This window comes from Pseudomonas sp. GW456-12-10-14-LB2, from assembly GCF_002884345.1.
Taxonomy (GTDB): Bacteria; Pseudomonadota; Gammaproteobacteria; order Pseudomonadales; family Pseudomonadaceae; genus Aquipseudomonas; species Aquipseudomonas paraglycinae.
In genome coordinates this window covers 43,110-56,021 of the sequence record NZ_POHV01000011.1, presented here as the reverse complement: position 1 = coordinate 56,021, position 12,912 = coordinate 43,110, and the positions used below count along the sequence as shown (strand labels likewise).

The window sequence follows — 12,912 nt, the reverse complement described above, 5'->3', positions numbered from 1 at the left end:
CGGGCACAAAAAAACCGTCCGGAGACGGTTTTTTTCGTCAGAAGCGCGGCTTATTTCAGGCCGGACATCTTCTGGATGGCGCCCTTCAGCTCTTCATCGGAGCAGTCGGCGCAGGTGCCTTTCGGCGGCATGGCATTGATGCCCGTGATGGCCTTGGCCAGGATGCCGTCGAGGCCGCCCTGGTGATCGGCGCGCTCTTTCCAGGCTGCCGCATCACCGATTTTCGGTGCGCCCAGCAGGCCGGAGCCGTGGCAAGCGTTGCAATGTTTGGCAATCACTTCGTCCGGCGTCTTGGCGCCGCCACCGCCGCCTGCCGAAGCAGCGACTTCCATCCCCTTGCACTCTTGCCCTTGAACACACACCTGGCCGACCGGCTCAAGGCGTTTGGCAATATCGTCATTCGTCGCAGCTTGAGCGCTGACAGCCCAGAGGGCCAGTACGGTTGCTGGTGCAGCCAGCATTTTCATAATTAGGTTCACGCGTTCACCCTCAATGGTGGCTATTCACGCCTGCGGCCACGGTTCGCAGGCGGGCGCAAGTATAGCGGTTAGCCCGCTTCACTGAAACAACCCCAAAGTCGAAGGGGTTATATCGCGCTGTGGAAAAACGTTTCGGGTGCCTTCGCCGTATGGCCTGGCGCCTCTTTGTTTAAAAATTCGCCGGCGTGGCTGCGCTGATTAGTCGCGCCGGTGCATCGAACGGATTACGGAAACGATGCGGCTTGGTACTTTCAAAGTAGTAGCTGTCGCCGGCTTCGAGGATAAAAGTTTCAAGGCCCACCACCAGCTCCAGGCGCCCTTCCACCAGAATCCCGGTTTCCTCGCCTTCGTGGGTGAGCATTTCTTCGCCGGTGTCGGCGCCCGGCGGGTAGATTTCATTGAGGAACGCGATGGCCCGACTCGGGTGCGCGCGGCCGACCAGTTTCATGGTCACGGCGCCGTCGGAAATGTCGATCAGCTCGTTGGCCTTGTAGACGATCTGGGTCGGTTTTTCCTGCAGGATCTCTTCGGAAAAGAACTCGACCATGGACATGGGAATCCCGCCAAGAACTTTCCTCAGCGAACTGATCGAAGGGCTGACGCTGTTCTTTTCGATCATCGAAATGGTGCTGTTGGTGACGCCCGCGCGCTTGGCGAGTTCACGCTGGGAAAGCCCTTTGAGCTTGCGGATCGATTGCAGTCGTTCACCGACGTCCAAGGCTGGAGCCTCCTGATGTTGTAGAAATATTGAGCGTTATCATGGCGACAGCGTTCAGTATTTACAACACTTGGGCCCCGCTAGCGCTTCAACCCTCGGAATAGAGCCTTGGCACCCGGCGCAGGTTGCAGAAGATCTGGTACGGAATGGTGTCCGCCCACTTCGCCACGTCGCTGGCGAGGATGTTCTTGCCCCACAACTCGACAGTCGATCCGAGGCCGGCTTGCGGCACGTCGGTCAGGTCGATGCACAGCATGTCCATCGACACCCGGCCAAGAATGCGGCTGCGCTGACCGGCCACCAGTACCGGAGTGCCGGTCGGCGCCTGACGCGGATAACCGTCGGCGTAACCCATGGCGACCACGCCGATGCGCATCGGTTTGTCGGTGATGAATTTCGCACCGTAACCCACCGGTTCGCCGGCCGGCAGCTCGCGCACGCTGATGACTTTCGATTCCAGGGTCATCACCGGTTGCAGGCGCTCGGCCACGGCGTTGGCTTCTTCGAACGGAGTGGCGCCGTAGAGCATGATGCCCGGACGCACCCAGTCGCTGTGAATCTGAGGCCAGCCCAGCACCGCCGGCGAATTGCGCAGGCTGACTTCAGCGGCCAGGCCCTGACGCGCGGCCTCGAACACGGCAACTTGCTCGGCGCTGCTCTGCTCGTGCAGCTCATCGGCCCGGGCGAAGTGGCTCATCAGCACGACTTTCGCTACGTTGCCGCTGGCCAGCAGACGCTGATAAGCCGCCGGGTAATCCTTCGGATGCAGGCCCACACGGTGCATGCCCGAATCGAGCTTCAGCCACACGGTGATCGGTTTGCCCAACGCCGCCTGCTCGATCGCTTCGAGCTGCCACAGCGAATGCACCACGCACCAGAAGTCGTGCTCGACGATCAGCGCCAGCTCATCGGCCTCGAAAAAGCCTTCGAGCAACAGCACCGGCGCGCGAATCCCGGCGGCACGCAGTTCCAGGGCTTCTTCGATGCACGCCACCGCGAAGCCGTCCGCTTCAGCCTCCAGCGCCTGGGCGCAACGCACTGCGCCATGGCCGTAGGCATCGGCCTTGATCACCGCCAGTGCCTTGGCACCGGTGACTTCACGGGCGATACGGTAGTTGTGACGCAGGGCTTGAAGGTCGATCAGGGCACGGGCAGGACGCATGGCAGCAGACTTCTTGGCGGTCATGGGAATAAAAACCGGCGCTGGCTGACGGCGTGAACCGCCAACAGCACCGGGAGAGGGATCTTTACAACGGGTTACGGCAACGCGGCGACGATGGAGATCTCGACCAGGATGCTCGGCTTGGCCATCTTCGCTTCAACCGTGGCACGGGCCGGGGCGGCGCCCTTGGGCAGCCACTGATCCCACACCGAATTCATGCCGGCAAAGTGCGCCTCGATGTCGTTCAGGTAGATCGTTGCCGACAGCAGATGCTGTTTGTCGGTGCCGGCCAGATCGAGCAGGCGCTCGATATTGGCGAGTACGTCGCGGGTCTGCTGTTCGACACCGGCGTTGAAGTCATCGCCGACCTGCCCGGACAGATACACCGTACCGTTGTGGCTGACGATCTGACTCATGCGCTCATTGGTGAGCTGGCGCTGGATTGCCATGCTTTGCGGACTCCTGGGTGGTGTTGCCATAACGGGAAATATCGAGGCCTTCGGCGCTGATCTGTGGCTTTTTCTTCGCCATCAAATCAGCCAGCAAGCGACCGGAGCCGCACGCCATGGTCCAGCCGAGGGTGCCGTGACCGGTGTTCAGGAAGAGGTTCTTGAACGGGGTGGCGCCGACGATCGGCGTGCCATCCGGGGTGGTTGGACGCAGGCCGGTCCAGAAACTCGCTTCGGCCAGATTGCCGCCCTGAGGATAAAGGTCGTTGACGATCATCTCCAGGGTTTCGCGCCGACGCGGGTTCAGCGACAGGTCAAAACCGGCGATCTCCGCCATGCCGCCGACGCGGATGCGGTTATCGAAACGGGTGATCGCGACTTTGTAAGTCTCGTCGAGAATGGTCGAAGTCGGGGCCATCGCCGGGTTGGTGATCGGCACGGTCAGCGAGTAGCCCTTCAACGGATACACCGGGGCCTTGATGCCCAGCGGCTTGAGCAGTTGCGGCGAGTAGCTGCCGAGGGCCAGCACGTAGCGGTCAGCGGTTTCCAGCTTGCCGTCGATCCACACGCCGTTGATGCGGTCACCGGCGAAGTCGAGCCGCTGGATGTCCTGGCCGAAACGGAACTCCACACCGAGCTTGGTGGCCATTTCGGCCAGGCGGGTGGTGAAGATCTGGCAGTCGCCGGTCTGGTCGTTCGGCAGGCGCAGGGCACCGGCGAGGATGTCGGTGACACCGGCCAGAGCCGGTTCGACGCGGGCAATGCCGGCACGATCGAGCACTTCGAACGGTACGCCGGACTCTTTCAATACAGCGATGTCCTTGGCGGCGTTATCCAGTTGCGCTTGGGTGCGGAACAACTGGGTCGTACCGAGGCTGCGGCCTTCGTAGGCGATGCCGGTTTCGGCGCGCAATTCGTCGAGGCAGTCGCGGCTGTACTCGGACAGACGCACCATGCGCTCCTTGTTCACCGCGTAACGGTTGGCAGTGCAGTTGCGCAGCATCTGCGCCATCCACAGGTACTGGTCGATGTCGGCGGTGGCCTTGATCGCCAGCGGTGCGTGGCGTTGCAGCAGCCACTTGATGGCTTTGAGGGGTACGCCCGGCGCGGCCCACGGCGAGGCGTAGCCCGGCGAGACCTGGCCGGCGTTGGCGAAACTGGTCTCCATGGCCGCGGCGGGCTGCCGGTCGACCACCACCACTTCAAACCCGGCACGGGCCAGATAGTAAGCACTGGCGGTACCGATGACGCCGCTACCCAAGACCATAACGCGCATTTTGTATCCCTCATCGCGGCGTGCCGCGTACGTCTGTTGTTAGAGCAATGATGCGCGCAGTGTAAAAAAGATTTGCCAGTGCTTTTCACTGTATAAGCGCCTATATTTGGCGACAATTCTCGGCAAAAACCCTTTTCACGGAGGCGCATCCCCTATGCGTACCAACACTCAGACCAAACGTGAGCTGGACAAGATCGACCGCAACATCTTGCGGATCCTGCAGGCGGACGGGCGGATTTCATTCACCGAGCTGGGCGAGAAGGTCGGGCTCTCCACCACGCCTTGCACGGAGCGGGTGCGGCGCCTGGAGCGCGAGGGGATCATCATGGGCTACAACGCCCGCCTGAATCCGCAGCACTTGAAGGGTAGTCTCCTGGTGTTCGTCGAGATCAGCCTCGACTACAAATCCGGCGATACTTTCGAAGAGTTCCGACGTGCGGTGCTGAAATTGCCCCACGTGCTGGAATGCCATCTGGTGTCAGGGGATTTCGACTATCTGGTGAAGGCGCGGATTTCCGAGATGGCCTCGTACCGCAAGCTGCTGGGCGACATCCTGCTCAAGCTGCCGCATGTGCGCGAGTCCAAGAGCTACATCGTGATGGAAGAAGTGAAAGAGAGCCTGAGCCTGCCGATTCCGGACTGATCGCTCAGACCAGTACCTGCCGGTTTTCGGCCATGTACTCGAACACCTGCTTCTCGACCCGTGGGTGAATCAGCTCCACCGGTCGCCGGCCGTTGGGGCACGGCAAGGTCTGGGTGGTGCCGAACAACCGGCAGATCAGCGGCCGTTCGTCATACACCGTGCAGCCATTCGGTCCCAAGTGCACACAGTTGAGCTCTTCCATCGCTGCGTCCTGCTCGGCGCGCGTCTTGCGCGGCAGGCGGGACATTTCTTCGGGTGAGGTGGTCACCGGCCCGCAACAGTCATGACAGCCCGGCACGCATTCGAACGTGGGAATCTGCTGACGCAGGGTGCGGATTTTCTGACTGTTGCAGCTCATTGCAGCGGTAACCGGAGCGGAATAGGCGGCAATTGTGCCGCAAAAGCCGTGATCCAGACACCACGGGCCGACCAATGTTGCCCGGCCTCGGGCCTGCGGCTTATGCTCCGTCAAATTTTCTCGACACCCGCTCAGGATGACGCCCATGAATGCCCGCGCCCAAGCCACCGCGAGCCAACCCCACGTTGCCTCTTATTACGCCGCCAGCAGCCTGCCGCAGCCCGACCATCCGGTGCTGCAAGGTGAACTGATCGCGGACGTGTGCGTGGTCGGCGGCGGTTTCTCCGGGCTGAGCACCGCGCTGGAACTGGCTGAACGGGGTTTGAGCGTGGTGCTTCTGGAAGCGCACCGGATCGGCTGGGGCGCCAGCGGACGCAACGGCGGGCAACTGATTCGCGGGGTCGGTCACGGCCTCGATCAGTTCGCCAACGTGATCGGCGCCGACGGCGTGCGTCAAATGAAACTCATGGGCCTGGAAGCGGTGGAAATCGTCCGCCAGCGCGTCGAAAAATTTCAGATTCCCTGCGACCTGACCTGGGGTTACTGCGACCTCGCCAACAAACCTTCCGATCTGGAAGGCTTTGCCGAAGACGCCGAAGAGCTGCGCAGCCTCGGTTACCGCTACGAAACCCGCCTTCTGCAAGCGAACGAGATGCACACCGTAGTCGGCTCCAACCGCTACGTCGGCGGTTTGATCGACATGGGTTCCGGGCATCTGCACCCGCTGAACCTGGCACTCGGAGAAGCCGCAGCGGCGCAACAACTGGGCGTCAAACTGTTCGAACAATCGGCGGTCACCCGCATCGACTATGGCCCCGAAGTAAGGGTGCACACGGCGCAAGGCTCGGTACGGGCGAAGACGCTCGTGCTGGGCTGTAACGCGTACCTCAACAATCTGAATCCGCAACTCAGCGGCAAGGTGCTGCCAGCCGGCAGCTACATCATCGCCACTGAACCCCTGAGCGAAGAACAGGCCCACGCCCTGCTGCCGCAGAACATGGCGGTCTGCGACCAGCGTGTAGCGCTTGATTACTACCGGCTCTCGGCGGATCGTCGTCTGTTGTTCGGCGGCGCCTGCCATTACTCGGGGCGTGATCCAAAGGACATCGGCGCCTACATGCGGCCCAAGATGCTGGAGGTGTTCCCGCAGCTCGCCTCGGCGAAGATCGATTATCAGTGGGGCGGGATGATCGGCATCGGTGCCAACCGTCTGCCGCAGATTGGCCGGCTCGCGAATCAGCCGAATGTGTATTACGCCCAGGCTTATTCTGGTCACGGCGTGAATGCCACGCACCTGGCGGGCAAGCTGCTGGCCGAGGCTATCAGCGGCCAGCACAGCGGTGGCTTCGACCTGTTCGCCAAAGTGCCACACATCACCTTCCCCGGCGGCAAGCATCTGCGCTCGCCGCTGCTGGCGTTGGGGATGCTGTGGCACCGGCTTAAAGAGTTGGTCTGAGATCGTTCCCACGCAGAGCGTGGGAACGATCCCTCTAAATCCGCCAGAACGGCTTCAACCCTTCCTCCAGCGCCTGCTCGCGGGTCAGCCCGATGTCCTTGAGCTGTTCCGGCGTCAGGCGCAGCAACGCCTTGCGCGTGTGCAGACGATGCCAGAACAGGTCCCAGCGACTCAGGCCGGACGGTGCGTTGCACATGCTCTCGTTGCGCGCTTTGTCCTGTTGCCCTGCCTCCAGTTCCTGACTGTGTAACGTCAGCCGCACATCGCTCAAACCGTTCATTTTCATTGCTCCTGTTTACTTGGGTAGCCAGAGATTCCATGATGCGCGGGCGAGCAAAAGCATTACAGATTCAACACATCTGTATTATTTACATACAGATTTGCTGTCTCTGAGACTGAATTGTCGATTTACGCCGCATCTGTACTGGTTTAACGAATCATCTGCATCGAGGCAGTGCCATGACGCTCTATGTGAATCTCGCCGAATTGCTCGGCACCCGCATCGAACAAGGCTTCTACCGTCCTGGTGATCGCCTGCCCTCGGTGCGCGCCTTGAGCGTAGAACACGGAGTCAGCCTGAGCACGGTGCAGCAGGCCTATCGGATGCTGGAAGACAGCGGCCTGGCCACGCCGAAACCCAAATCCGGGTACTTCGTGCCGGTCGGGCGTGAGTTGCCCGAACTGCCGGCAGTCGGGCGCCCCGCGCAACGGCCGGTGGAAATTTCCCAGTGGGATCAGGTGCTGGAACTGATTCGCGCCGTGCCGCGCAAGGACGTGGTGCAACTCGGTCGCGGCATGCCGGACATCTCGTCGCCGACGATGAAGCCGCTGCTGCGCGGGCTGGCCCGTATCAGCCGCCGTCAGGACATGCCCGGTCTGTATTACGACAACATCCACGGCACCCTCGAACTGCGCGAACAGATTGCCCGACTGATGCTCGATTCCGGCTGCCAGTTGAGCGCCAGCGATCTGGTGGTCACCACCGGTTGCCATGAAGCGCTGTCTACCAGCATCCACGCAATCTGCGAGCCCGGTGACATAGTCGCAGTGGATTCGCCAAGCTTCCACGGCGCCATGCAGACTCTCAAAGGGCTGGGCATGAAAGCCCTGGAAATCCCCACCGACCCGCTCACCGGCATCAGCCTCGAAGCCCTGGAACTGGCACTGGAACAATGGCCGATCAAGGTCATCCAGCTCACGCCCAACTGCAACAACCCGCTCGGCTACATCATGCCGGAGTCGCGTAAACGCGCCCTGCTCAACCTGGCCCAGCGCTTCGACGTGGCGATCATCGAGGACGACGTGTATGGCGAACTGGCCTACACCTACCCGCGTCCGCGCACGATCAAATCCTTCGACGAAGATGGCCGAGTCTTACTCTGCAGTTCATTTTCCAAGACGCTCGCGCCGGGATTGCGCATCGGCTGGGTCGCGCCCGGTCGCTACCTCGAACGCGTGCTGCACATGAAATACATCAGCACCGGCTCCACCGCGCCCCAGCCGCAGATCGCCATCGCCGAATTTCTCAAGGCCGGGCACTTCGAACCGCATTTGCGGCGGATGCGCACGCAATACCAGCGCAATCGCGATGTGATGATCGACTGGGTGACGCGTTACTTCCCGGCCGGTACCCGCGCGAGCCGTCCGCAAGGCAGCTTCATGCTCTGGGTCGAACTGCCGGAAGGTTTCGATACGCTGAAACTGAATCGTGCGCTGCACGATCAGGGCGTACAGATTGCCGTCGGCAGCATCTTTTCCGCCTCGGGCAAGTACCGCAATTGCCTGCGCATGAACTACGCTGCCAAACCGACAGCTTTGATCGAAGAGGCAGTGCGCAAGGTCGGTGCGGCAGCGATCAGACTGCTGGCCGAAGCCGACTGACTTTTCACGAGCAAACAGCGTCCATATGCCCAACCCTGCCGCCAACCGGAACGATCCCACGTGAGCTTCAGACATCCCCTACTCGCTCTGCTGGTACTCTCCACGTTCCTTGGCGGTTGTGCGTCTATCGACGTACCGCGCGAACCGAGCCAGGCGTTGCCGGCGGCCGACTCCGCGTTCGGCCGTTCGATCCAGGCCCAGGCGGCGCCCTACAAGGGCCAGTCCGGCTTTCGCCTGCTGTCCAACAGCACCGAAGCCTTTACCGCTCGCGCCGAGCTGATCCGCAACGCACAACGCAGCCTCGACTTGCAGTACTACATCGTCCATGACGGCATCAGTACGCGAATGCTGGTGGAGGAAGTGTTGAAGGCCGCCGATCGTGGCGTGCGGGTGCGGATCCTGCTGGACGACACCACCAGCGACGGCCTCGACCTGATCATCGCCACCCTGGCGGCACATCCGCAGATCCAGATTCGCCTGTTCAATCCGCTGCACCTGGGGCGCAGCACCGGCGTGACCCGGGCGGCCGGGCGGCTGTTCAACCTGTCGCTGCAACACCGGCGGATGCACAACAAGTTGTGGCTGGCGGACAATAGCGCGGCCATCGTTGGCGGGCGCAATCTGGGCGACGAATACTTCGATGCCGAGCCCAACCTGAATTTCACCGATATCGACATGCTGAGTGTCGGGCCGGTCGCCGAACAGCTCGGGCACAGTTTCGACCAGTACTGGAACAGTGCCCTGAGCAAGCCGATCGACGAATTCCTCTCCAGCAAACCCTCGGCCAAAGACCTGCAGAACACCCGCACACGCCTGGAAGAATCCCTCGAAGAAACCCGCAAACAGAATCACGCGCTGTATCAGCAGTTGATGACCTACCGCACCGACCCGCGCATGGATATCTGGCGCAAAGAGCTGATCTGGGCCTGGAACCAGGCGCTGTGGGATGCGCCGAGCAAGGTACTGGCCAAGGGCGAACCCGAACCGCAATTGCTGCTGACGACCCAACTGGCACCGGAGCTCACGGGTGTCAGCAAAGAACTGGTGATGATTTCTGCCTACTTCGTGCCGGGACAGCCGGGACTGGTCTACTTGACCGGTCGCGCTGATGCCGGCGTGTCGGTGAGCCTGCTGACCAACTCGCTGGAAGCCACCGATGTGCCAGCGGTGCACGGCGGTTATGCGCCGTATCGCAAGGCGCTGCTGGAACATGGCGTGAAGCTGTTTGAGCTGCGGCGCCAGCCTGGGGATAACTATGGCAGCGGCCCGCACCTGTTTTACAGCAAGTCCTATCGTGGCTCGGACTCGAGCCTGCATAGCAAGGCGATGATCTTCGACGGCAAAAAATCGTTCATCGGCTCGTTCAATTTCGACCCGCGCTCGGTGCTGTGGAACACCGAAGTCGGGGTGTTGGTGGACAGTCCCGAACTGGCAGCCCACGTACGCGAACTGGCCTTGCAAGGCATGGCGCCAGCGCTCAGCTACGAAGCGAAACTGCAGGACGGAAAAGTGGTGTGGGTCACCGAGGACAACGGCCAGATGCACACGCTGACCAAGGAGCCGGGGAGTTGGTGGCGGCGCTTCAATGCGTGGTTCAGCACCACCGTGGGACTGGAGCGGATGCTGTAACAGCCCGCTCCAACCGGCTTATCAAGCGGGCGCCGACACCTTGCCGAACGCCCCTTGCCGTGACAGAAGAATCACCAGTCCGAATGCCCCGGCCGCCATCAGCCACGGCAGCGCATGCCCGCTGATCCACTGACTGCCCGCCCCCGCCATCAACGGCCCGATCAAACAACCGACACCCCACAGCTGCGCGACATGCGCATTCGCCCGCACCAGCGCATCGTCGCGGTAGCGCTCGCCAATCAAAATCAGCGACAGAGTGAACAGGCCACCGGCACTGGCGCCGAACAGCACCCACAGCGGCCAGATCAGCAAAGTGTCGAGCAGCATCGGGATCGCCAGACTCGACAGCATCAGCACCACAGCGCAGCCGGTGAACAGAGTCCGCCGTGACAGATAATCGGCCAGCGCACCGATGGGCAATTGCAGCAGCGCATCGCCCACCACCACGGTGCTGACCATCGCCAGCGCGATTTCGGCGGTGAAGCCCTGTTGCAGGCAATACACCGGCAAAAGGGTCAGGATCATCGCCTCGAACGCGGCGAACAGCGACACCGCCCAGGCGATGGCCGGCAGTTCGCGAGCGAAACCCCACAAATCACCGAAGGTCACGCTGCTGGCCTCGCTGCTGGGCGCGCCGCTGCGACCCAGCAGCAGAAACGGCGAAGCGATCAGCAGACCGACACCTACCCAGAAACCATAATCGTGATCGGTACCGAGTGCGCCCAACAGCAACGGACCAGACAGTTGGCTCAGCGCATAACTGCTGCCATACAGCGCGACCAATCGCCCGCGCCAGTGCTCGACCACCAGTTGATTGATCCAGCTCTCGCCGAGGATGAACACGATGGTCAGGATCACCCCGATCATCAGCCGCAGCACCAGCCAGATCGGGTAGCTCGGCAGCAGCGCCAGCAGACCGATGGACAGTGCCCCGGCCCACAGGCACAGGCGCATCAGGTTCGCGGTACCGAAACGAGCGGCCAGATGACTGGAAATTTTCGCCCCCAGCAACACGCCAATGGCCGGCATTGCCGCCATCACGCCGATGGCGAACGAGCCGTAGCCCCAGCCCTCCAGGCGCAACGACACCAGCGGCATGCTGACACCGAGGGCCAGGCCAACACTCAAGACAGACGCCAACACGGCGAAATACGTCGCCCAACGCATGGTCCACGCTCCTGTGGATAATTTTTATGTGCACCACAAAACACTGTGGGAGCGAGCTTGCTCGCGATAACGGTTTCACATTCAGCAAATGTGCTGACTGATACACCGCTTTCGCGAGCAAGCTCGCTCCCACAGGGATCTTTGTATCGTTCGGGAGCCCACCTCGGCAGGCTCCCTCAGCGATTTACAGCTTGATCCAGGTCGCCTTCAGCTCGGTGTATTTGTCGAAGGCGTGCAGCGACTTGTCGCGACCGTTGCCCGACTGCTTGAAGCCGCCGAACGGTGCGGTCATGTCGCCGCCGTCGTACTGGTTGACCCACACACTGCCGGCACGCAGGGCCTTGGCGGTGAGGTGCGCCTTGGAAATGTCCTGAGTCCAGACCGCTGCCGCCAGGCCGTAAGGCGTGTCGTTGGCGATGTTGATCGCTTCCTCAGCGGTATCGAACGCAATGACCGACAGCACCGGGCCGAAGATCTCTTCCTGGGCAATCTTCATCGCGTTGCTCACGCCGTCGAAAATCGTCGGCTCGACGTAGGTGCCACCGGTTTCCTGAAGAATGCGCTTGCCGCCGGCCACCAGTTTGGCGCCGTCGGTGTGTCCCGACTCGATGTAGGAAAGCACGGTGTTCATCTGTTGGGTATCGACCAGCGCGCCAACGTTGGTGGCCGGATCCAGCGGGTTGCCAGGCTTCCAGGTTTTCAGCGCCTCGATCACCATCGGCAGGAACTTGTCCTTGATCGAACGCTCGACCAGCAGACGGGAACCTGCGGTGCAGACTTCGCCCTGGTTGAAGGCGATGGCGCTGGCGGCGGATTCGGCGGCGGCTCGCAGATCCGGAGCATCGGCAAACACGATGTTCGGGCTCTTGCCGCCGGCTTCCAGCCAGACGCGCTTCATGTTCGATTCGCCGGAATAGATCATCAGTTGCTTGGCGATCTTGGTCGAACCGGTGAACACCAGAGTGTCGACATCATTGTGCAGAGCGAGCGCCTTGCCGACAGTGTGGCCGTAACCTGGCAGTACGTTCAGCACGCCTTTCGGAATGCCGGCTTCAACGGCCAGTTCGGCAATGCGGATGGCGGTCAGCGGGGATTTTTCCGACGGCTTGAGGATCACCGAGTTGCCGGTCGACAGGGCCGGGCCGAGTTTCCAGCAGGCCATCATCAGCGGGAAGTTCCACGGCACGATAGCGCCAACTACGCCCACTGGCTCACGGGTCACCAGACCCAGTTGATCGTGCGGCGTAGCGGCGACTTCGTCGTAGATCTTGTCGATCGCCTCACCGCTCCAGCTCAGGGCTTGCGCAGCGCCCGGCACGTCGATGTACAGCGAATCGCTGATCGGCTTGCCCATGTCGAGGGTTTCGAGCAGGGCCAGTTCTTCGGCGTGCTGCTTGAGCAGGCCGGCGAAACGGATCATGGTGGCTTTGCGTTTGGTCGGCGCCAGGCGCGACCAGACGCCGGAATTGAACGTGGCGCGGGCGTTTTCCACGGCGCGCTGAGCGTCGGCGGCGTCACAGCTGGCAATCTTGCCCAGCAGACGGCCATCGACCGGACTGATGCACTCGAAGGTCTCGCCGGAGACGGCATCGGTGTACTCGCCATTAAGGTAGGCGCGGCCTTCGATCTTCAGGTCGCGGGCGCGTTGTTCCCAGTCGGCACGAGTCAGGGTGGTCATTCGAGTGTCCTCCTCT

At 61.8% G+C, this 12,912-nt stretch carries 13 protein-coding genes; 4 read left to right on the top strand and 9 right to left on the bottom strand.

Annotated features, from left to right (window positions below; all coding sequences use genetic code 11):
* Positions 1-50: 50 nt before the first annotated feature.
* The 5 genes from C1X29_RS09680 to dadA all read right to left on the bottom strand — a co-directional run bounded on the left by C1X29_RS09680 (position 51) and on the right by dadA (position 4,084).
* The gene (locus C1X29_RS09680) at positions 51-467 is read right to left on the bottom strand and encodes a cytochrome c5 family protein (RefSeq protein WP_102685864.1); all 417 of its coding nucleotides are present in this window, start codon (positions 465-467) and stop codon (positions 51-53) included.
* Between the two features lie 181 nt (positions 468-648).
* Positions 649-1,197 (bottom strand): cupin domain-containing protein, encoded by a 549-nt coding sequence (locus C1X29_RS09675; RefSeq protein WP_003229444.1) that lies wholly within the window; start codon positions 1,195-1,197, stop codon positions 649-651.
* Positions 1,198-1,285: 88 nt separating this feature from the next.
* Entirely contained in the window at positions 1,286-2,359 is a 1,074-nt protein-coding gene (alr, locus tag C1X29_RS09670) for an alanine racemase (protein ID WP_085746795.1), read from the bottom strand.
* Positions 2,360-2,454: 95 nt separating this feature from the next.
* On the bottom strand, positions 2,455-2,808 hold the full coding sequence (locus C1X29_RS09665) for a RidA family protein (RefSeq protein WP_039765240.1): 354 nt from the start codon (positions 2,806-2,808) through the stop codon (positions 2,455-2,457).
* A complete protein-coding gene (gene dadA, locus C1X29_RS09660) occupies positions 2,780-4,084 on the bottom strand; it encodes a D-amino acid dehydrogenase (protein WP_007954487.1) in 1,305 nt (434 codons plus the stop codon). The genes C1X29_RS09665 and dadA overlap by 29 nt, the downstream gene beginning before the upstream one ends.
* Positions 4,085-4,238: 154 nt before the next feature.
* Here dadA and C1X29_RS09655 point away from each other — a divergent pair, with 154 nt between their 5' ends.
* Positions 4,239-4,727 carry an Lrp/AsnC ligand binding domain-containing protein gene (locus C1X29_RS09655; RefSeq protein WP_003177284.1) on the top strand — a complete coding sequence of 163 codons (489 nt, stop codon included), beginning with the start codon at positions 4,239-4,241 and terminating at the stop codon, positions 4,725-4,727.
* Between the two features lie 4 nt (positions 4,728-4,731).
* Here C1X29_RS09655 and C1X29_RS09650 read toward each other — a convergent pair whose 3' ends face one another.
* Positions 4,732-5,085 carry a YkgJ family cysteine cluster protein gene (locus C1X29_RS09650; RefSeq protein ID WP_007954485.1) on the bottom strand — a complete coding sequence of 118 codons (354 nt, stop codon included), beginning with the start codon at positions 5,083-5,085 and terminating at the stop codon, positions 4,732-4,734.
* 145 nt (positions 5,086-5,230) lie between these two features.
* On the opposite strand from C1X29_RS09650, the gene C1X29_RS09645 reads away from it, so the two are divergent.
* A complete protein-coding gene (locus C1X29_RS09645) occupies positions 5,231-6,541 on the top strand; it encodes an FAD-binding oxidoreductase (protein WP_102717314.1) in 1,311 nt (436 codons plus the stop codon).
* Between the two features lie 34 nt (positions 6,542-6,575).
* Here C1X29_RS09645 and C1X29_RS09640 read toward each other — a convergent pair whose 3' ends face one another.
* Positions 6,576-6,821 (bottom strand): DUF1127 domain-containing protein, encoded by a 246-nt coding sequence (locus tag C1X29_RS09640; RefSeq protein WP_102685867.1) that lies wholly within the window; start codon positions 6,819-6,821, stop codon positions 6,576-6,578.
* Positions 6,822-7,000: 179 nt separating this feature from the next.
* On the opposite strand from C1X29_RS09640, the gene C1X29_RS09635 reads away from it, so the two are divergent.
* Positions 7,001-8,422: a PLP-dependent aminotransferase family protein gene (locus tag C1X29_RS09635; protein ID WP_102685868.1), complete on the top strand. Its 1,422-nt coding sequence runs from the start codon at positions 7,001-7,003 to the stop codon at positions 8,420-8,422.
* Between the two features lie 60 nt (positions 8,423-8,482).
* The gene (locus C1X29_RS09630) at positions 8,483-10,051 is read left to right on the top strand and encodes a phospholipase D family protein (protein WP_102717313.1); all 1,569 of its coding nucleotides are present in this window, start codon (positions 8,483-8,485) and stop codon (positions 10,049-10,051) included.
* Between the two features lie 21 nt (positions 10,052-10,072).
* Here the strand turns inward: C1X29_RS09630 and C1X29_RS09625 are convergent, their stop codons facing one another.
* Both C1X29_RS09625 and C1X29_RS09620 read right to left on the bottom strand, forming a co-directional pair.
* Entirely contained in the window at positions 10,073-11,218 is a 1,146-nt protein-coding gene (locus C1X29_RS09625) for an MFS transporter (protein WP_085746799.1), read from the bottom strand.
* A gap of 184 nt (positions 11,219-11,402) precedes the next feature.
* A complete protein-coding gene (locus C1X29_RS09620) occupies positions 11,403-12,896 on the bottom strand; it encodes an aldehyde dehydrogenase (protein ID WP_102685870.1) in 1,494 nt (497 codons plus the stop codon).
* Between the last annotated feature and the right edge of the window lie 16 nt (positions 12,897-12,912).

Bases quoted from the DNA above. Each gene is read 5' to 3' on its own strand.
- C1X29_RS09650 (WP_007954485.1), bottom strand. From the start codon at position 5,085: ATGAGCTGCAACAGTCAGAAAATCCGCACCCTGCGTCAGCAGATTCCC.
- C1X29_RS09620 (WP_102685870.1), bottom strand. From the start codon at position 12,896: ATGACCACCCTGACTCGTGCCGACTGGGAACAACGCGCCCGCGACCTG.
- C1X29_RS09665 (WP_039765240.1), bottom strand. From the start codon at position 2,808: ATGGCAATCCAGCGCCAGCTCACCAATGAGCGCATGAGTCAGATCGTC.
- alr (WP_085746795.1), bottom strand. From the start codon at position 2,359: ATGCGTCCTGCCCGTGCCCTGATCGACCTTCAAGCCCTGCGTCACAAC.
- dadA (WP_007954487.1), bottom strand. From the start codon at position 4,084: ATGCGCGTTATGGTCTTGGGTAGCGGCGTCATCGGTACCGCCAGTGCT.
- C1X29_RS09655 (WP_003177284.1), top strand. From the start codon at position 4,239: ATGCGTACCAACACTCAGACCAAACGTGAGCTGGACAAGATCGACCGC.
- C1X29_RS09645 (WP_102717314.1), top strand. From the start codon at position 5,231: ATGAATGCCCGCGCCCAAGCCACCGCGAGCCAACCCCACGTTGCCTCT.
- C1X29_RS09640 (WP_102685867.1), bottom strand. From the start codon at position 6,821: ATGAACGGTTTGAGCGATGTGCGGCTGACGTTACACAGTCAGGAACTG.
- C1X29_RS09680 (WP_102685864.1), bottom strand. From the start codon at position 467: ATGAAAATGCTGGCTGCACCAGCAACCGTACTGGCCCTCTGGGCTGTC.
- C1X29_RS09625 (WP_085746799.1), bottom strand. From the start codon at position 11,218: ATGCGTTGGGCGACGTATTTCGCCGTGTTGGCGTCTGTCTTGAGTGTT.
- C1X29_RS09635 (WP_102685868.1), top strand. From the start codon at position 7,001: ATGACGCTCTATGTGAATCTCGCCGAATTGCTCGGCACCCGCATCGAA.